General features: G+C 65.4%; 17 protein-coding genes. 7 read left to right on the top strand and 10 right to left on the bottom strand.

Features of this window, described 5'->3' with window-relative positions:
* Nucleotides 1-34: 34 nt before the first annotated feature.
* From IWY39_RS05615 to IWY39_RS05600, 4 genes are all read right to left on the bottom strand, one after another.
* Nucleotides 35-1,789 carry a DUF885 domain-containing protein gene (locus tag IWY39_RS05615; protein WP_107125169.1) on the bottom strand — a complete coding sequence of 585 codons (1,755 nt, stop codon included), beginning with the start codon at nucleotides 1,787-1,789 and terminating at the stop codon, nucleotides 35-37.
* A 54-nt stretch (nucleotides 1,790-1,843) separates the two neighbouring features.
* The gene (locus IWY39_RS05610) at nucleotides 1,844-2,059 is read right to left on the bottom strand and encodes a DUF5818 domain-containing protein (protein WP_107125170.1); all 216 of its coding nucleotides are present in this window, start codon (nucleotides 2,057-2,059) and stop codon (nucleotides 1,844-1,846) included.
* Nucleotides 2,060-2,063: 4 nt separating this feature from the next.
* On the bottom strand, nucleotides 2,064-2,249 hold the full coding sequence (locus IWY39_RS05605; RefSeq protein ID WP_017184339.1) for a DUF1328 domain-containing protein: 186 nt from the start codon (nucleotides 2,247-2,249) through the stop codon (nucleotides 2,064-2,066).
* 68 nt (nucleotides 2,250-2,317) lie between these two features.
* Nucleotides 2,318-3,316 (bottom strand): 2-hydroxyacid dehydrogenase, encoded by a 999-nt coding sequence (locus IWY39_RS05600; RefSeq protein WP_017184338.1) that lies wholly within the window; start codon nucleotides 3,314-3,316, stop codon nucleotides 2,318-2,320.
* Nucleotides 3,317-3,418: 102 nt separating this feature from the next.
* On the opposite strand from IWY39_RS05600, the gene IWY39_RS05595 reads away from it, so the two are divergent.
* Both IWY39_RS05595 and IWY39_RS05590 read left to right on the top strand, forming a co-directional pair.
* Entirely contained in the window at nucleotides 3,419-3,916 is a 498-nt protein-coding gene (locus tag IWY39_RS05595) for an SH3 domain-containing protein (protein ID WP_107125271.1), read from the top strand.
* A gap of 333 nt (nucleotides 3,917-4,249) precedes the next feature.
* Nucleotides 4,250-4,684, top strand: coding sequence for a hypothetical protein (locus IWY39_RS05590; protein ID WP_145169695.1), 435 nt, complete (start codon nucleotides 4,250-4,252; stop codon nucleotides 4,682-4,684).
* A 465-nt stretch (nucleotides 4,685-5,149) separates the two neighbouring features.
* Here IWY39_RS05590 and IWY39_RS05585 read toward each other — a convergent pair whose 3' ends face one another.
* The 5 genes from IWY39_RS05585 to IWY39_RS05565 form a co-directional block, all read right to left on the bottom strand.
* Nucleotides 5,150-5,503: a YbaN family protein gene (locus IWY39_RS05585; RefSeq protein ID WP_107125172.1), complete on the bottom strand. Its 354-nt coding sequence runs from the start codon at nucleotides 5,501-5,503 to the stop codon at nucleotides 5,150-5,152.
* A 169-nt stretch (nucleotides 5,504-5,672) separates the two neighbouring features.
* Nucleotides 5,673-6,977, bottom strand: coding sequence for a sensor histidine kinase (locus IWY39_RS05580; protein WP_107125272.1), 1,305 nt, complete (start codon nucleotides 6,975-6,977; stop codon nucleotides 5,673-5,675).
* Between the two features lie 184 nt (nucleotides 6,978-7,161).
* The gene (locus IWY39_RS05575) at nucleotides 7,162-7,827 is read right to left on the bottom strand and encodes a response regulator transcription factor (protein WP_006953141.1); all 666 of its coding nucleotides are present in this window, start codon (nucleotides 7,825-7,827) and stop codon (nucleotides 7,162-7,164) included.
* 34 nt (nucleotides 7,828-7,861) lie between these two features.
* A complete protein-coding gene (locus IWY39_RS05570; RefSeq protein ID WP_017182725.1) occupies nucleotides 7,862-8,200 on the bottom strand; it encodes a hypothetical protein in 339 nt (112 codons plus the stop codon).
* A gap of 76 nt (nucleotides 8,201-8,276) precedes the next feature.
* Nucleotides 8,277-9,008 (bottom strand): SIMPL domain-containing protein, encoded by a 732-nt coding sequence (locus tag IWY39_RS05565; protein WP_107125173.1) that lies wholly within the window; start codon nucleotides 9,006-9,008, stop codon nucleotides 8,277-8,279.
* Between the two features lie 233 nt (nucleotides 9,009-9,241).
* On the opposite strand from IWY39_RS05565, the gene IWY39_RS05560 reads away from it, so the two are divergent.
* The 5 genes from IWY39_RS05560 to IWY39_RS05540 all read left to right on the top strand — a co-directional run bounded on the left by IWY39_RS05560 (nucleotide 9,242) and on the right by IWY39_RS05540 (nucleotide 14,611).
* Nucleotides 9,242-11,143 carry an ABC-F family ATP-binding cassette domain-containing protein gene (locus IWY39_RS05560; RefSeq protein WP_107125174.1) on the top strand — a complete coding sequence of 634 codons (1,902 nt, stop codon included), beginning with the start codon at nucleotides 9,242-9,244 and terminating at the stop codon, nucleotides 11,141-11,143.
* Nucleotides 11,144-11,247: 104 nt separating this feature from the next.
* Complete coding sequence (locus IWY39_RS05555; RefSeq protein WP_107125175.1) at nucleotides 11,248-11,955, top strand: VIT1/CCC1 transporter family protein; 708 nt, start codon at nucleotides 11,248-11,250, stop codon at nucleotides 11,953-11,955.
* A gap of 37 nt (nucleotides 11,956-11,992) precedes the next feature.
* Nucleotides 11,993-12,538, top strand: coding sequence for a glutathione peroxidase (locus tag IWY39_RS05550; RefSeq protein WP_107125176.1), 546 nt, complete (start codon nucleotides 11,993-11,995; stop codon nucleotides 12,536-12,538).
* 2 nt (nucleotides 12,539-12,540) lie between these two features.
* Entirely contained in the window at nucleotides 12,541-13,848 is a 1,308-nt protein-coding gene (locus tag IWY39_RS05545; RefSeq protein WP_107125177.1) for a M20/M25/M40 family metallo-hydrolase, read from the top strand.
* Nucleotides 13,849-13,969: 121 nt separating this feature from the next.
* Nucleotides 13,970-14,611 (top strand): trimeric intracellular cation channel family protein, encoded by a 642-nt coding sequence (locus IWY39_RS05540; protein ID WP_107125273.1) that lies wholly within the window; start codon nucleotides 13,970-13,972, stop codon nucleotides 14,609-14,611.
* A gap of 155 nt (nucleotides 14,612-14,766) precedes the next feature.
* Here IWY39_RS05540 and sppA read toward each other — a convergent pair whose 3' ends face one another.
* Nucleotides 14,767-16,650: a signal peptide peptidase SppA gene (gene sppA / locus IWY39_RS05535; protein WP_107125178.1), complete on the bottom strand. Its 1,884-nt coding sequence runs from the start codon at nucleotides 16,648-16,650 to the stop codon at nucleotides 14,767-14,769.
* Between the last annotated feature and the right edge of the window lie 241 nt (nucleotides 16,651-16,891).

Genomic DNA, 16,891 nt, shown 5'->3' with positions numbered 1-16,891 from the left:
AAAAATTGCCAATTCGGACAAGGGGAGGCGCCGACTAGCGTGCCTTTTGCGCGGCGATCCAGGCGTCGATCTGGCTGTCGAGCACCGTCAGCGGCACCGCGCCTTGCGCCAGTACCGCGTCGTGGAAGGCGCGCAGGTTAAATTTCGGTCCCAGCGCGGCCTCTGCCCTGGCCCGCAATTCGCGGATCTTGATCTCGCCCAGCTTGTAGCCCAGCGCCTGTCCCGGCCAGCTGATATAGCGATTGACCTCCGCGTCGATATTGGCGTCGGACAGGGCGCTATTATCCTTCATGAAGGCGACCGCGCGGGCCTTGTCCCACCCCTTGGCATGGATGCCGGTGTCGACGACCAGACGGCAGGCGCGCCACATTTCATAGGACAGGCGGCCCATCATCTTTTCGGGCGTGTCGTAGAGGCCCATCTCCTCGCCCAGATATTCGCTGTAGAGCGCCCAGCCTTCGACATAGGCAGTGAAGCTGGCCAGATATTTGCGGAATGGCGGCAGCGGCAATTCCTGTTGCAGCGCAATCTGGTTGTGATGGCCGGGCACCGCTTCATGGGCGGTGAGGGCGGGCAGTTCCCAATAGGGGCGCTGGTCCAGCTTTGACGTGTTGACATAATAGGTGCCGGCGATGCCGCTTTCAGGTGCGCCGGGCATGTAATAGGCGGTCGTCGTCCCTTCCGCTTCGGCGGCGGGAATGGGTTTGAGGCCATAGGGCAGGCGCGGCAGCGTGCCGAAATAGCGGGGCAGCAGGCCGTCGATCGTCTTGGCCTGCCGCGCGGCGACTTGCAGCAGTTCCTCCGCCGTTTTGGCATAATAGCGCGGATCGGTACGCAGATGGGCGATGAAGGCGGCGCGGCTGGGATAGCCCGCCTTGGCCGCGACGTCATCCATGCGGGCGCGGATACGGGCGACTTCGGACAGGCCGATGGCATGGATCTGGTCGGGGGTAAGGTCGGTCGTCGTATGGGCGCGAACCCGGCTGGCATACCATGCCGCGCCGCCGGGCAGGGTGGAGGCGCTGTCGCTCTTGCGGCAGGCGGGCAGATAGTCCTTCACGAACAGATCGTGCCATTTGGAATATTCGGGCGCGACTACATCGCGGATGAGGGCGGTGGCGCGGGCCTGCATCGCGGCCCAGTCCGCATCGCTGATGTCGCGGGGCCTGGCGCGGGTGAAGGGCTCGTAGAAGCGCGTGTCCTGCGGCTTGCCCGCGACGATGCCGCTGATGCTGGCGGCATAGTGGCCCAGCACCGAGCAGGGCTGGACATAACCGCCCTTGATCGCCTGCCGCGTGATGGAAAGGGCGTCGGCATTTTGCCGGGGGTAGAGCGAAAGGCGCTTCAGATAGCTGTCATAGTCTGCGCGATTGTAGAAGGGCAGGCCGTCGCTCATGCTGGCAAAGCCCTGATGCCAGCCATAATAAGTGGTGAACAGCATCAGCCGTTCGGCGGGATGGCTTTCCCCGGCGATGTCGTCCCGCAGCATCCACAGCAGCACGTCGCGGTTGACCCGGTCGGCGGGGTCAAGGCCGCTGTCGGCGATCGCGTCGAGCCGGGCGACGAATGCCTGTTCCGCCTTGATCTGTGCGGCGCGGCCAGCCAGCGAAATGTCGTAGATGCGATCGTCATAGTCGCGCACGCCGCGCGCGGTGGCATCGACCGGATGGACCGACAGCCACCAGGCCCAATGGTCGTCCATGACCTTGCCAAGGGCGTCATGGGGCGTTTGGGCGTGGGCCAGAACTGGCGTGGCGACGGCGAGGAGGAGGGCGATGATCTTGCGCATGGCACAGGGGATCGCGCGTCCCGGCCGGTTTGGCAAGAGGATCAGGCGGGTGGATCAGGCCGGGGCGACGCCATCCGCTTCGACGATGTTGTCGCCAGCGTGGTAGCCGCGGACCCGGACCCGCTTTTCGACCAGATCGACCGGGACGCGCAGCAGCACCAGCCGATAGCTGCCGCCCAGGTCGCGCTGGAGCAGGAAGCCGGCGGCGTCGCGGATCAATCGACCCGTTTCATCCACAGCCGCACCTGTTTCTGCTCCAGCTATATCCATCGGTTCAGTCTATCGCGTCCTTGATGCCCTTGCCAGCCAGCATGCCCAGGACAAGGAAGAGAACAAAGACCGCGAGGGCGATGAAGAACAGGATCTTGGCGATGCCGACAAATGTGCCAGCCGCCCCGCCAAAGCCCAGAATGGCGAGGACACCGGCGATGACGAGCGAGATGAGGGCGAGTTTCAACATGGTAATATGTCCCTGACGTTGGAAAGGCGATACTTTCCGAACGAGCGGCGGGACCAGCGGTTCCGTGGTCAGACCCAGCCTTCCAGCACCTGGTTGGGCGGGCGGTGGCCATCGACCCAGCTGCGGATGTTGGCGATGACGCGCGCGCCGGTGGCGTCGCGGCCTTCGAAGGTAGCGGACCCCATATGCGGCAGCAGCACGACATTGGAGAGGGCGAAGAGGCGGGGATCGACGGCGGGTTCGTGGGTGTAGACGTCCAGCCCTGCGCCCGCGATCCGGCCTTCGTCCAGCGCGGCGATGAGCGCCGCTTCGTCGGTGATTTCGGCGCGGGAGGTGTTGATGAGATAGGCGTCGGGCCGCATCAGTGCGATACGCCGTGCGTCGATCAGCCCGCGCGTGTCGCCGTTGAGCGGGCAGTGGATCGACACGATGTCGCAGGCGGCGAGCAGGCCGTCGACATCGCCGACCCATTCCGCCTCCAGTTCCTGCTCCACCTCGAACGGCAGGCGGTGGCGGTTGTGATAGGCGATGGTCAGGCCAAAGGCGCGGGCGCGGCGGGCGACGGCGCGGCCGATGCGACCCATGCCGATGATGCCCAGCTTCTTGCCGCCGATGCGGTGGCCGAGCATCCCCGACGGGCTCCAGCCGCGCCACTCGCCACTGCGCACCAGCTTCTCCCCTTCGGCCAGGCGGCGGGGGACCGACAGGATCAGCGCCATCGTCATATCGGCGGTGTCTTCGGTCAGGACGCCGGGCGTATTGGTGACGATGATGCCCTTCGCGCGGGCGGCAGCGAGATCGATATGGTCGACGCCGCTGCCGAAGCTGGCCAGGAGTTGCAGCCGGTCCGGCGCGGCGGCGATCAGCGTGGCGTCGATCTGGTCGCTGATGCAGGGCACCAGCACGTCGCACTGGGCCATGGCGCGGGCGAGTTCGGTGCGGCTCATCGGCTGATCACCGACATTGAAGCTGGCGTCGAACAGTTCGGCCATGCGCGCCTCCACATTGGGGGGCAGGCGTCGCGTGACGATGACGCGCGGCTTGGCGGGGCGCGGTTTTTTGGCCATGCCAAGGCCGCTATGCCTGGCTGCGCCATCGGTCAAGCGCTTATGGTGGATCGGGCAAGTCAGCAGTTGTCGCGGGGGCGGCGCAGCGGCTATGGGAAGGCCATGGGTGACAGGAAAAACAGGTCGGGCATGAAGCGCATTTTGCTGGGCGCGGGCGTGGTCATGGCGCTGGGCGCAGCAGGCGGCGCAGCGATCGCGGCGGGCAAGCCTGTGCCGTACTGGGCCTCGATTTCGCAGCCGGAGGCGCGGATGCGGGTCGGGCCGAGCCTGGATTACCCGTCCAACTGGATCTACCGCCGCCGCGACCTGCCGGTGAAGGTGGTGCAGGTGCTGGGCCTGTGGCGCAAGGTCGAGGACCCGGACGGCGCGCAAGGGTGGATGCATGTCCGGTTGCTGAGCGATACGCCCACTGGGGTGGTGCGCGCGGCCGAAGCGCCGATGCGCGAATCGGCCAGCGATGGCGCGCGGACGCTGTTTCGCGCGCAAAAGGGCGTGGTGGGGCGCCTGTCCGACTGTTCGGGCGGCTGGTGCAGCTTCGATGTGAAGGGCCAGCGGGGCTATGTGAAGGCGCAGGATGTGTGGGGCGCGACGGATAAATAGGATGTGCGGGGCTTAACTTCGCATATTTCCCGGTGATCGTGATATTTTCGTGCGTGCTGCGGGCAGAATGTTACGCGGGCCGGTGGTTGGGCGCGGCGCGGAACTTCGCAAACTTCGCCCATGTCGCGCGTGGGGGATTTGCGCGGGCGTGCTGGGGTCGACGATGGGAAAGAGCCGGGCGCGAGTGTAGCAGGTGGCGGGGGTGTAGGACAGGTGTGGGGGCTGGTGCCGGCTGGGGCGGATGGCGGGCTGGGGTGGATTGAGGACCGTCTGCGTTGAACCTTTTAGTAGGGGAAAGCTGCCAAGCGATAGATGATGACCGGAAGGTGAAGCATGAAAGCATATGGCCTTGATAGATTTGGTGTCCGATCGGCGGAGGACATCGCCCTACACTCGGCATCTACTGCGCTGGAAAGTGATATCCGTGCTGCCCCCGGCTTGTCCGAATTGCTACAAGACGATTCAACGGCATCTCATGTCGGTCACCACATGATAAATGGCGTGATACGCAAACTGGACACACCGCTATTTCTTCGGATTTGCGATGGCGAGATTGGTCAGATGCTCTCCAACCTGAGAGGCAAAGGCGAACACTACATGTTCCTGCCGCGCCTTCTAGCGCGCGCGATTAGCTCAGGAAAAATAGCACCAAAGCAGTTTCTCATAACCGCCGGGTGGGAAGTTTTGAGTGACGAAGACCACGTCACTTTTTTGGAGGCTTGGGAAAAAGCTGGCAGTCGCTGGATTGAAGTGAATGACCGCTCATAAGGCGAATGCGAGCGGTTAGGAACGTCAAATAATAGTCGTTCCCGATCATCCTCCCCTATAAGGGGAGGTGGATGGCCGTAGGCCAGACGGAGGGGTGTCCCCCCGCGATAGGGTGACACCCCTCCACCACTTCGTGGTCCCCCTCCCCTTGCAGGGGAGGAATTTATTGTCGCTCCTCTTGGGTCATGGCGGACCCTGCGCCGGTCGGTGGGTGACGAAGGTGGGTGTGGTGGCCTCTTGGTAGTGTGCGCCGCCAGTGCCGGTTTCCTTCATCCAACTTCGCCTAACCTCATCGCGATCGGTAAGGCTTTGTATCCTTCTCTCCCGTGGGGGAGAAGGGTTCAGTGCCGTCGTCATCCTGACGGATGGCAGGATCCAGGGCGGTGTGTAGCTGCCCTGGATGCCGGATCAGGTCCGGCATGACGGTTGAATTGATGTCCGGCCTTCGGTGCTGACCTATGCCCCTCACGCTTCCGGGCGGGTCCAGATCCAGGTGCCGCCGATCAGGGCGGCGGTGAGGGGGAGGAGGTACCAGGGCCAGGGGGAGAGGAAGAGGGCCAGGGTGGCGCTGAAGGCGAAGGCGGCGAGCGCGGCTTTCTTGCCGCGGCGGCTGATTGCGCCGCGTTCCCGCCAGCGGCGGATATGGGGGCCGAAAATCCTGTGGTCGAGCAGCCTGGCCTCCAGCGCGGGGCTGGAGCGGGCGAAGCAGAAGGCGGCGAGGATCATGAAGGGGACGGTGGGCAGCAGCGGCAGGAAGGCGCCGATGGTGCCCAGGCCCAGCGAGGCGAAACCGGCGATGAGGTAGAGGTGCCGCCGCATGGGGTTCCTGTTCTGGCCGGGGTGGATGATGCGTGCGATGCTATTGCTTCGCAGGGGCTGGGGTGGATGGCAAGGGTGACGTTGGCGTCCCACCCCCCTCTTCCAACTTCGCCTAAGCCGCTTCGCGGCCAAGGCTTCGTATCCTTCTCCCCCGTGGGGAGAAGGGGTTTTAGGCGGCGGGGAGTCTTAGACGCACGAGGAGGCCGCCCAGATCCTCGCTTTCTTCGAGGGTGACGGTGCCGCCGTAGATTTCCGCCACATCGCGGACGATGGCGAGGCCAAGGCCGGTGCCGGGCTTGCCGGAATCGAGGCGGACGCCGCGGTCGAAAATGCGGGTGCGCTCTTGCGCCGGGATGCCGTGGCCGTCATCCTCGACCAATATTTCGACCATGTCGCCCGCGCGCTGGACGGTGGCGAACACGCTGCCGCCACCATATTTGGCGGCGTTTTCGACGAGGTTGCCGAGCATTTCGTCGAGATCCTGCCGCTCGACGCGGACGGCCGCGTCCTTCGATCCGTCCATGTCGACGCGGACGTGGGAATAGAGGCGGGCGACGGCGCGTTCGACGGCGGTGAGGCTGGCCCAGACGTCGGCGCGGCTTTGCGCGGCACCCCGCCGACCAACGGCGCGGGCGCGGGCAAGGTGATGATCGACCTGCCGCCGCATCGTCGTGGCTTCGCGGATCACGGTTTCGCCGAGATCGGCCGACTGGGCCGTCGCCGCGTTCATGATGACGGTCAGCGGGGTCTTGAGCGCATGGGCAAGATTGCCCGCATGGGTGCGCGCTTCTTCCGCCTGCCGTTCATTGTGGGCGAGCAGGGCGTTGAGTTCCTCCACCATGGGCAGCACTTCGGCGGGCATGGGTTCGGTGACGCGGCTTTTGAGGCCATCGCGCATGCGGATGATTTCCAGCCGCACCTTGCGCAGGGGGCGCAGGCCATAGAGGGTCTGGAGCGTCGCCAGCACGAACAGGCCAAGCGCGAGCAGCGCGAAGCTTTGCACCAGCGTGGTGCGCAGCGTGCGGATCTGGGCGTTCAGGCCCGCGCGCGCCTGCGCCACGATGAACATCCAGCGCGTGTTCGATCCGGGCAGGACCACGCTGCGTTCCATGATGCGCAAATCCTCGCCGGGGAATTGCTTGCTGTCATAGACGTGGAGGCGGCGGTCATGATGGTCGGCGGGCACCTTGATCGCGCGGTCCCAGAGCGAGCGGGAGCGCCAATCCTCATGCCCCTTCGCGCTGACCTGATAATAGAGGCCGCTATTGGGTTCGAGGAAGCGCTGGTCGGCCAGTTCGCGGTTGAAGAGGACTTCGCCGTCCGGGCCGATTTCCGACGCGGCGATCATCGCCGTCAGCACATAATTCATGCCGTCGTCGAAATTGCGGGTGATGGCGTCCGACAGCACCCGGTCCAGCGCCACGCCGCCGCCGATCAGCAGCACGCTGATCCACAGCGCGGCAATGCCGATCATCCGGCGGCTGATGGAGCCGGTGGAGCGGACGGGGGGAGGGGTGATGGGATCGGTCATGCGTATCCCACTTTACCGTTCGCCCTGAGCGAAGTCGAAGGGGTCCACTGAGCGGAGCGAAGTGCCTCCACTGCGTTCAGGTGAAGGCTTCGACTTCGCTCAGCCCGAACGGATGTCGGGTTTGGTATCAGCGCCCCGGCTCGTCCAGGCTGTAGCCCAGGCCGCGGATGGTGGTGATGACGTCGGCGCCCAGTTTCTTGCGGATGCGGGTGACGAACACTTCGATCGTGTTGGAATCGCGGTCGAAATCCTGATCGTAAATATGTTCGATCAATTCGGTGCGGCTGACCACCTTGCCCTTGTGATGGAGCAGGTAGGAGAGCAATTTATATTCCTGCGCGGTGAGCTTTACCGGATCGCCGCTGAGCGTCACCTTGCCTGAACGGGTGTCGAGGCGGACGTCGCCTGCGGTGAGTTCGCTCGACGCATTGCCCGATGCGCGGCGGATGAGCGCGCGCAGGCGGGCGATGAGTTCTTCGGACTGGAAGGGTTTGGCGAGATAGTCGTCCGCGCCCGCGTCCAGTCCCGCCACCTTGTCCGACCAGCTGTCGCGCGCGGTCAGCACCAGCACGGGAAAGGCGCGGCCTTCCTTGCGCCAGCGGTCCAGCACCGTCAGGCCGTCAATGGTCGGCAGGCCCAGGTCGAGCACGACCGCATCGTAATTTTCGGTGGAGCCGAGGAAATGCCCATCCTCGCCATCGGTGGCGAGGTCGACGGCATAGCCAGCACCCTCCAGCGTGTTCCTGAGCTGCTGGCCCAGACTTGGTTCATCCTCGACGATCAGCAGACGCATGGGCTGTTCCGTTTCTTTTCTGTGTCAGGCGCGGTCAGCGCGCCCAGCCGATGATATTGCCTGTCCGGCCGTCCGCATCAACCCACATGACCTTTCCGTCCTTCACATATTTCAGGCGGTAGCGGTTGGAGGAAGGGTCGAATTCGCTGCCGACATAGCTGGCCCCGTTCATCTGCGAATCGACGCGGCGCTTGATCATGGCAAAGGGCATGACCTGCCCGTCGAGCATGGCCCGGCGCGCGGCGTCCTGCTCGTCGCGGCGTCCTCCAGCGTCGGCGACCGGGACCAGTGCGATTGCGGCCCCCATGGCGATGATTCCGGCGATCAGGCTTTTGCGCATCATTGTCATGGGCATGGCATAGGCGACAGGCATTGAACAGGTGGTGAATGGGGGAGGATGAGGTGTTTGCGCTATTTCATCCTCCCCCGGCGGGGGAGGATTGAGGTTTTTACTTTTCCAGTGCGTATTGCACCGTGAGCGTCACCGACGCGCTGACCTGGCCGGGTTCGACCGGGGTGGCGGCGGCGGCATCGGCCTTGAAACGGGCGCTTTGCAGCATGGGCATGGGGGGCTGGCCGCCGCTGTTGCTTTCGGCGATGGAGAGGAGGCGGGCGGTGCGGTAGCCAGCGGCCTGGGCATAGAAATCGGCCTGGGCCTTCGCGCTCTTGAGTGCCGCGCCGCGCGCCTGCGCCAGCATCGGCGCGGGATTGTCGATCGCGAAGGTCGGGCCATTGATGTTGGTCGCGCCCGCGGCCACCATGGCGTCGAGCAGGGGGCCGACCTTCCTGATGTCGCGCAGTTTGACGCTGAGCTGGTTGGACGCTTCATAGCCGATGAAGCGCGGGCCGGCGGGTTCGCCGTCGCGCTGGTTATAATCATATTGCGCCGACAGGTTGATGCCGCTGGTCTGGATGTCCTTCTTGGCGATGCCAGCGCGGGAGAGGGCGGCGATCAGCTTTTCCGTCTTTGCGGCATTGTCCTGCATAGCCGCCTGCGCGGTAGGCGCGCGGGTCTGGACGCCGGTGCCCACGGTGGCGATGTCGGGCGACCCCTCGACGCTTTCGGTGACGTTGAGGGTGACCACCGGCGCGGTTTCGGCAAGGGTCACGCTGGTCTGGGCGATGGCGGCCATCGGGAGCGACGAAGCGGCGAGCGCCATGATGGCGAGGGCGGATTTCATGAAGGGAACACTCCTGTTTGGATGCCGTAATGGTGGGACGGCTGCGATGAATGGACGCTGACATGCGTTGAAAGCCGTCAGACAGGTTGGGGTTCCGTGTCCTTTCCGTGTCGGTGACGCAGGGGACGCGCCTTGATGCACGCCCCCTCCACCACCGCTTGGCGGCGGTCTCACTTCCCGTGCCGGGGAGGATATGCTTGCTCCATCGTGATCTTGCGACTAGCTGCACGGGCATGGCAGCACCTCTTCTTTCGTTCGAAAATCTTGGCCTTTCGCAGGGCAGCCACTGGCTGTTTCGCGGGATGGATATTCACGTCGGCGCGCGCGACCGGCTGGCGCTGATCGGGCGCAACGGCGTGGGCAAGACAACCCTGCTCAAGCTGCTGGGCGGTCAGATCGAGGCCGATGAGGGCGTGCGGTCGGTGCAGCCGGGCGCGCGGATCATCACGCTGGAACAGGACCCGGACGTCAGCGCCTTTGCGACGCTGCATGATTTCGCGCTGGCGGGCGAATTTGCGCCGCCCGCCCATGAGGTGGAGGCGATTGCCGACCAGTTGGGGATCGACCTGTCGCGCGAGGCGAAAACGGCGAGCGGCGGCGAGCGGCGGCGGGCGGCGATCGCCCGTGCGCTGGCGAGCGAACCGGACCTGCTGTTGCTGGACGAACCGACCAACCATCTGGACATTGCGGCGATCGACTGGCTGGAAAACTGGCTGGCGCGCTATAATGGCGGCTTCATCGTCATCAGCCATGACCGTGCCTTCCTGACGCGGCTGACGCGCCAGACGCTGTGGCTGGACCGGGGGCAGATGCGCCGCAACGAGATCGGCTTTGGCGGTTTCGAACAGTGGATGGAGGCGGTCTATGCCGAAGAGGCGCGGGCGGCGGAGAAGCTGGACGCCAAGCTGAAGATCGAGGCGCACTGGCTGGAGCGGGGCGTCACCGCGCGGCGCAAGCGCAACCAGGGGCGGCTGGCCAAGCTGTGGGAAATGCGCGAGACGCGCGCGGCGATGAACGGGCCGCAGGGCGTCGCCAAGATCGCGGTGGCGAGCGACGACAGCAAGACCAAGAGCGTCATCAAGGTCGAACATGCCACCAAGCGTTTCCCCCGGTCTCCGTTCGCTTCGAGCGAAGTCGAGAAGCGGCAGGGCGACGGTGTCTCGACTTCGCTCGACACGAACGGAGCTGGTGAAAGGGTCATCATCGACAATCTGTCGCTGCGCGTGCAGCGCGGCGACCGGATCGGCATTGTCGGGGGCAATGGCGCGGGCAAGACGACCTTGCTGAAGATGCTGACCGGCGAATTGCAGCCCGACAGCGGCACGGTGAGCCAGGCCAAGACGCTGGACATGATCTTCATCGACCAGCAGCGCAGCCTGATGCAGGGCGACAAGACGGTCCGCGAAGTGCTGGCCGAGGGGGGCGACTGGATCGATGTGCGGGGCGTGCGCAAGCATGTCCATGGCTATCTCAAGGACTTTCTGTTCGATCCGAGCCTTGCCGAGGCGAAGGTGGGCACGCTGTCGGGCGGGGAGCGTTCGCGCCTGCTGTTCGCGCGCGAATTTGCGCGCGAATCCAACCTGCTGGTGCTGGACGAGCCGACCAACGACCTGGATCTGGAAACACTCGACCTGTTGCAGGAAGTGATTGCCGATTATGACGGCACGGTGCTGATCGTCAGCCATGACCGCGACTTTCTGGACCGGACGGTGACGGTGACGCTGGGGCTGGACGGATCGGGCAAGGTCGATGTGATCGTGGGCGGCTATGCCGACTGGATCGCCAAGCGCGATCCGCGCAAGGCGGTCAAGATCGAGAAGAAGGCCGCCGCCGCGCCTCCGCAGCCAAAGCCCGTGTCCGCAAAGCTGAGCTACAAGGACCAGCGCGACCTGGAGCTGTTGCCCAAGCGGGTCGAGGAACTGGAGGCGGCGATCGCGCGGGACGAGGATATGCTGGCGGACCCGGCGCTGTATACGCGCGACCGCAAGCGGTTCGACGCGCTGACCGGCGCGATCGAAAAGGCGCGGGCCGAGAAAGAGGCGGCGGAAATGCGCTGGCTGGAACTGGCGGAGAAGGCCGAGGGTTTGGCGGGGCAAGCTGTCGTGCTCCCGCGCAGGCGGGAGCCTAGTCGATAGCGTGGGACTGGGCTCCCGCCTGCTCGGGAGCACGTATCATGGGACACTCGACTTCGCGCCAAACCAACGGCAGGGTGGAGCAGGATCGTAACGGGGGCTGACCAATGGACACGGCAATCGACCAGTCGCACCATGCCGTTCACTATGTGAATCGGGTCGGCTGGCTGCGTGCGACGGTGCTGGGGGCCAATGACGGGATCGTGTCCACCGCCAGCCTGATGACCGGGATCGCGGCGTCGGGAGCGGACGGTCAGGCGATCCTGCTGACCGGCGTTGCCGCGCTGGTCGCGGGGGCGATGTCGATGGCGGCGGGGGAATATGTGTCCGTCAGCGCGCAATCGGATACCGAACGCGCCGACCTGGCCAAGGAACGGCATGCATTGGCCGTGCAACCCGAACAGGAATGGGCCGAACTGCGCGACATTTATGTCGAGCGTGGCCTGACGCCCGACCTGGCGGGGCAAGTGGCGCGACAGTTGATGGAGGCCGACGCGCTGGGCGCGCATGCCCGCGACGAACTGGGCATTTCCGATATTGCGACGGCCCGTCCGGTGCAGGCGGCGCTGGCGTCGGCGGGCAGCTTTGCCATGGGGGCTGCGCCGCCGGTGCTGGTCGCGGCGATCGCGCCCGCGGGCAGCGCGATCATGGCGATTGTCTGCCTGAGCCTGCTGTGCCTGGCGCTGCTGGGCTATGTCGGCGCGCGGTTGGGCGGGGCGCAGGTGGTGCGATCAATGGGCCGGACCCTGTTCTGGGGCGCGCTGGCGATGGCGGTGACGGCGGGCGCGGGGCATCTGTTCGGGGCGGCGATATAGTGGCAAGGTCCACGCAAATTTCACAGGAGACAACGAGATGACGGACATTCAGCAGATCCCGCTCAAGACCATCAAGGGCGCGGATGCATCGCTCGCCGATTATGCGGGCAAGGTGGTGCTGGCGGTCAATGTCGCGTCCAAATGCGGGCTGACGCCGCAATATGAAGGGCTGGAAAAGCTGTACGCCGACTATAAGGACAAGGGGCTGGTGGTCGCAGGCTTTCCCGCCAATGATTTCGGCGCGCAGGAGCCGGGGACGAACGACGAGATCGCGACATTTTGCACCACCAATTTCGGCGTCGATTTCCCGATGTTCGAGAAGATCGTGGTCACCGGGCCAGACAAGCATCCGCTCTATGCCGCGCTGACCAGCGCCGTGCCGGAAGCGCAGGGCGAGGGCGATGCGTTTCGCGAGAAGCTGAAAGGCTATGGCATGACCCCCAATCCGGTGCCTGAAGTGCTGTGGAATTTCGAGAAATTCCTGATCGCCAAGGATGGCAGCGTCGCGGCGCGTTTTGCGCCGACGACCGCGCCTGACGACGCGGCGCTGGTCGCGGCGATCGAGACGGAACTGGCCAAGTGAGAATGCGGGCAGGCCTGATCGCGGGGGCGATGCTGATGGTGGGGGTACCCGCCGGGGCGGCACTGTCGCCCGCCGAACGCACGATCAGCACCAGCGTTGAGGCGGGCTATGAACCCGCGATCGGCCTGCTCGAAAAACTGGTGAACCAGAATAGCGGTTCGATGAACCTGGCGGGGGTGAAGGCGGTGGCCGACATGCTGCGGCCTGAGTTCGAGAGACTGGGCTTTGTCGTGACATGGCAGCCGATGGATGCGGCCAAGCGGGCCGGGCATCTGATCGCGGTGCGTAAGGGACGGGCCGGGACCACGAAGATGCTGCTGATCGGGCATCTCGATACCGTGTTCGAGCCGGATTCGCCGTTTCAAAAGTTCGAGCGCAAGGGTGATCTAGCGCGGGGGCCGGGCGTGGCGGACGACAAGGGCGGGGTCGTCACGATGCTGCTGGCATTGAAGGCGATGCAGGCGGCCGGCACGCTCAAAGCTGCGAATATCGAGGTCGTGCTGACCGGGGACGAGGAGGATTCGGGCGATCCGATCAGCATCGCGCGGGCCGACCTGATTGCTGCGGGCAAGCGCGCCGATGTCGCGCTGGATTTCGAGGGGCTGTCCCAGGAGGACGGCAAGGATATGGGGTCGATCGCGCGCCGATCCTCCAACAGCTGGACGCTGACCGCGAGCGGAAAGTCGGGGCATAGTTCGGGAATTTTTTCCGCCAGCGCGGGCGACGGCGCGATCTACGAGCTGGCGCGGATCATCGTCGCGTTTCGCAAGGACCTGCCGGAACCCAATCTGACCTTCAATGTCGGGCTGATCGGCGGCGGGCAGAGCGCCGAGGTGGACAAGGACGGCGTGCGGATCGCGGTGACCGGCAAGACCAACATCATCCCGCCCATCGCGGTGGCAAAGGGCGATTTCCGCACGCTGAGCGAGGAGCAGACGGCGCGGGTGCGCGCGAAGATGGAGGCGATCGTCGGGGCGGGGCATCTGCCCGGCACATCGGCGCGCATTGCATTCGACATGGGCTATCCGTCGATGGCGCCCACGGCGGGCAATCGCGCGCTGCTGGCGCGGTTGAACCGGGTCAATGCCGATCTGGGGCTGGCGCAGATGCCCGAACTCGATCCGCTGAAGCGCGGCGCGGGCGACATCAGCTTCGTCGCGCAGGATACGGACGGGCTGGTGGGGCTGGGCGTGACGTCGACCGGCGATCACAGCCCGGCAGAACAGGCCGACCTGTCGAGCATGAAGCGCCAGGCCAAGCGCGCGGCGATATTGATGAGCCGGCTGGCGGGGGAAAAGGGGCGGAAATAGGGGGCATGGCATAGTTGAGCCGCGTGTTCCCGCGCAGGCGGGAACCCAGGCCCGCCGTCCGAACTGGGTTCCCGCCTGCGCGGGAACACGGAAATATTGTAACGGATGTAAGTATATGGCCATGCTCCCGTCCACGCCCCTCCTCGCCACATCGATCGGCCCGGTGCTGGAAACGCTCAGCATCGTCGGCACCTTCGTTTTTGCCGCGTCGGGCGCGCTGGCGGCGGCGCGGTTGCGGCAGACTTTGGTGACCTTCGCCTTTTTCGCGCTGGTGACCGGGGTGGGCGGCGGCACGTTGCGCGATCTGCTGATCGGGGCGCCGGTATTCTGGGTCGTGGATGCCGCGCCCGCCATCACCTGCATGTGCGCGGCGGTGATCGTGTGGTGTACGCCGCGCCGCTTCTGGAGCGAGCGGGCGCTCGACTGGCTGGATGCGATCGGGCTGGCGGCCTTTGCGGTGTTCGGCGCGGCCAAGGCGATGAGTTTCGGCGTGCCGCCCTTTGTTGCCGGGATGATGGGCGTGGTGACCGGCTGCGTCGGCGGGATCATGCGCGATCTGCTGGCGGGGGAACCGTCGATCCTGTTGCGGCCCGAACTTTATGTGACGGCGGCGGCAGTAGCGGCGGGGCTGTTCGTGGGGTTGCGGATGCTGGGGCTGGACGTGCCGGTCGCGGGCGTCATCGCGGCGCTGACCGGCTTTGGCTTGCGCGCGCTGGCGATATGGCGCGGGCTGGGGTTGCCGGTCTATCGGGATGAGGGGTGATTATCGTCCTTCTCTTGACGAGATTTACATGCCCTCTGACCTCACCCCGTTCGGGCTGAGCCTGTCGAAGCCTCGTCCTTCTGCTCAAGAAGTAAAGCCCTTCGACAAGCTCAGGGCGAACGGAGGAGGGAATGCGCCGCAAGGGGAGAAGGGGATTAGCGCCACAACCCCGCGATGAGCGCCATCATGCCGCGCTGGTCCGCTGCGCTTTGCGGTTTCGGCGCGCCGTAGCTGCGGCATTCCAGGCAGTCGGCACGGACGCCTGCGCCGGTGACCAGTGCCTTGACGTCGGCCACCGCCTGCATCGCCCAGTTGCGCTGGACCATGGCTTGCCGGGCCAGCATGTCGCGCGGTGCGCCTGCATCGTCGGTGTCGCGCTGCGCCATCGCCTCGATCCACGCGGCCCATTTGTCGGGCGCTTTTTCGATGCGGTAGGCGCGGGCGGTTTTGGGGTCGATCTTGGCGCGGCGGGCGGCTTCGGCGATGGCGTCCTCCAGCCCGCCGAAACGGTCGACCAGCCCGATTTGCCGCGCGGTGCCGCCGTCCCAGACGCGGCCCTGCGCGATGGCGTCGATCTGCGCCGGGGTCTTGCGGCGCGATTGGGCGACGATGCCGACGAAGCGGCGATAGATATCCTCGACCCCCATCTGCATGATCGCGTCGAATTGCGGGGAGGTGCCGCCGGCAAGGTCGGGCTGGCCCGACAGGGGCGTGGTGGCGACGCCGTCGGTGGTGACGCCGATCTTGGCGAGTGTGCCTTCAAAGCTGGGGAGGATACCGAACACGCCGATCGAGCCGGTGATGGTGTCCGGCTCTGCAAAGATCATGTCGGCGGGGGTGGAGACCCAATAGCCGCCGCTGGCCGCGACATTGCCCATGGAGACGATGACGGGAAGTCCGTCCGCCTTGGCCTGAAGAATGGCGGAGCGGATCTTTTCCGAGGCCATGACCGATCCACCGGGCGAATCGACGCGGACGACGAGGGCTTTCAGATCCTTTTCATTGAGCGCAGTCAGCAGCAGGTCGGAGATGGTATCGCCCGCCGCGGTGCCGGGACCGGCTTCGCCATCGACGATGTCGCCCGCGATCGTCAGCACGCCGATCTGGCCGTCATTGGCGGGCATGCGCGCCTTGACATAGGCGGCAAGGTCGATCGTGGCGAAACCGCCCGCCTTCGCATCGGAGGCGTCGCCCGCAATCTCCGCGACGCGCGTGCCAAAGGCGGTGGCGTCGCCCAGCTTGTCGATCAGGCCAGCCGACAGGGCGGCCTGCGCCATATTGCCGTTGGCGGCGCGGGCGGCGGCGACCGGGTCGGCGGCATAAGCGGCAATCTTCGCCTTTGGCCGCGCCCTGGCGACATCATCGCGCCAGTTTTGCCACAGCGCGTCGGCCAGCGCCTGATTGGCCTGCTTGGCTTCGGGGGACTGATCGGCCCGGATAAAGGGTTCGACGAAGCTCTTGTAGGTGCCGACGCGATAGACATGGGTGTTGACGCCCAGCTTGTCGATCAACCCCTTATAATAGAGGCCCGATCCGCCCCGGCCCATGATCGCGACGCCGCCCAGCGGATCGCTCCACGCTTCGCTGGCATGGGCGGCCAACAGATAGCTGTCGTCGGTATAGAGGGTGGCATAGGCCAGCACCGGCTTTTTCGCGGCGCGCAGGGCATCGAGCGCCTGGCCGACGCGGGCGATGGCGACCTGACCGCCGCCCATGAAGCCATCCAGGTTCAGGACCACCGCCTTGACCTTGCCATCCGTTCTGGCCGCATCGAGCGCGGTGACGATGTCGGACAGGCGATATTCCTTCATCTGCGGGCCGGACCCCGACAGCAGCGCGAAAGGATCAACCTCCGCTGGCTGTTCGACGATGGTGCCGTTGAGGTCGAGCAGCAGCGCGCCCGCGCTGATGCCGGCGACGGGTTTTGGCGAGAAGGAGAGAGCGGCGTAGAGCGCGCCGAAGAAGAGGAGGAGGAACAGCAGGACCAGTCCGTCCTTGATCGCGACCAATATGCGCCACGCGCCCTTCACAAATGCCAAGTGGGTGTTCCTTCTGCCCGATCTGCCATGGCTAGCCCATCGCCCTGTCGACTGCAATGTGGGGGTACAGGCGGGCTGGACAAGCTTGCGCGGTCGATTTTGGCCGCTATGGGGATCGTTGCATAATCACGGCCTACCCTCCCCCGTTCGCCCAGAGCCTGTCGAAGGGCCGCCCTTCTTCAAGAGAAGGACAAGGCTTCGACAAGCTCAGCCCGAACGGAGGAGGGGTTGGAGAATTATG

This window comes from Sphingobium sp. JAI105 (assembly GCF_015752145.1).
In the GTDB taxonomy this organism is placed as follows: Bacteria; Pseudomonadota; Alphaproteobacteria; order Sphingomonadales; family Sphingomonadaceae; genus Sphingobium; species Sphingobium xenophagum.
Note: the sequence above shows the minus strand (reverse complement) of the source record. Positions and strands in the feature narration are given on the sequence as shown.

Coding starts and splice junctions, on each gene's coding strand:
- IWY39_RS05545 (WP_107125177.1), top strand. CDS start 12,541: ATGCGGGCAGGCCTGATCGCGGGGGCGATGCTGATGGTGGGGGTACCC.
- IWY39_RS05595 (WP_107125271.1), top strand. CDS start 3,419: ATGGGTGACAGGAAAAACAGGTCGGGCATGAAGCGCATTTTGCTGGGC.
- IWY39_RS05560 (WP_107125174.1), top strand. CDS start 9,242: ATGGCAGCACCTCTTCTTTCGTTCGAAAATCTTGGCCTTTCGCAGGGC.
- IWY39_RS05555 (WP_107125175.1), top strand. CDS start 11,248: ATGGACACGGCAATCGACCAGTCGCACCATGCCGTTCACTATGTGAAT.
- IWY39_RS05580 (WP_107125272.1), bottom strand. CDS start 6,977: ATGATCGGCATTGCCGCGCTGTGGATCAGCGTGCTGCTGATCGGCGGC.
- IWY39_RS05540 (WP_107125273.1), top strand. CDS start 13,970: ATGCTCCCGTCCACGCCCCTCCTCGCCACATCGATCGGCCCGGTGCTG.
- IWY39_RS05550 (WP_107125176.1), top strand. CDS start 11,993: ATGACGGACATTCAGCAGATCCCGCTCAAGACCATCAAGGGCGCGGAT.
- IWY39_RS05590 (WP_145169695.1), top strand. CDS start 4,250: ATGAAAGCATATGGCCTTGATAGATTTGGTGTCCGATCGGCGGAGGAC.
- IWY39_RS05585 (WP_107125172.1), bottom strand. CDS start 5,503: ATGCGGCGGCACCTCTACCTCATCGCCGGTTTCGCCTCGCTGGGCCTG.
- IWY39_RS05565 (WP_107125173.1), bottom strand. CDS start 9,008: ATGAAATCCGCCCTCGCCATCATGGCGCTCGCCGCTTCGTCGCTCCCG.
- IWY39_RS05605 (WP_017184339.1), bottom strand. CDS start 2,249: ATGTTGAAACTCGCCCTCATCTCGCTCGTCATCGCCGGTGTCCTCGCC.
- IWY39_RS05570 (WP_017182725.1), bottom strand. CDS start 8,200: ATGCCTGTCGCCTATGCCATGCCCATGACAATGATGCGCAAAAGCCTG.
- IWY39_RS05615 (WP_107125169.1), bottom strand. CDS start 1,789: ATGCGCAAGATCATCGCCCTCCTCCTCGCCGTCGCCACGCCAGTTCTG.
- IWY39_RS05575 (WP_006953141.1), bottom strand. CDS start 7,827: ATGCGTCTGCTGATCGTCGAGGATGAACCAAGTCTGGGCCAGCAGCTC.
- IWY39_RS05600 (WP_017184338.1), bottom strand. CDS start 3,316: ATGGCCAAAAAACCGCGCCCCGCCAAGCCGCGCGTCATCGTCACGCGA.
- IWY39_RS05610 (WP_107125170.1), bottom strand. CDS start 2,059: ATGGATATAGCTGGAGCAGAAACAGGTGCGGCTGTGGATGAAACGGGT.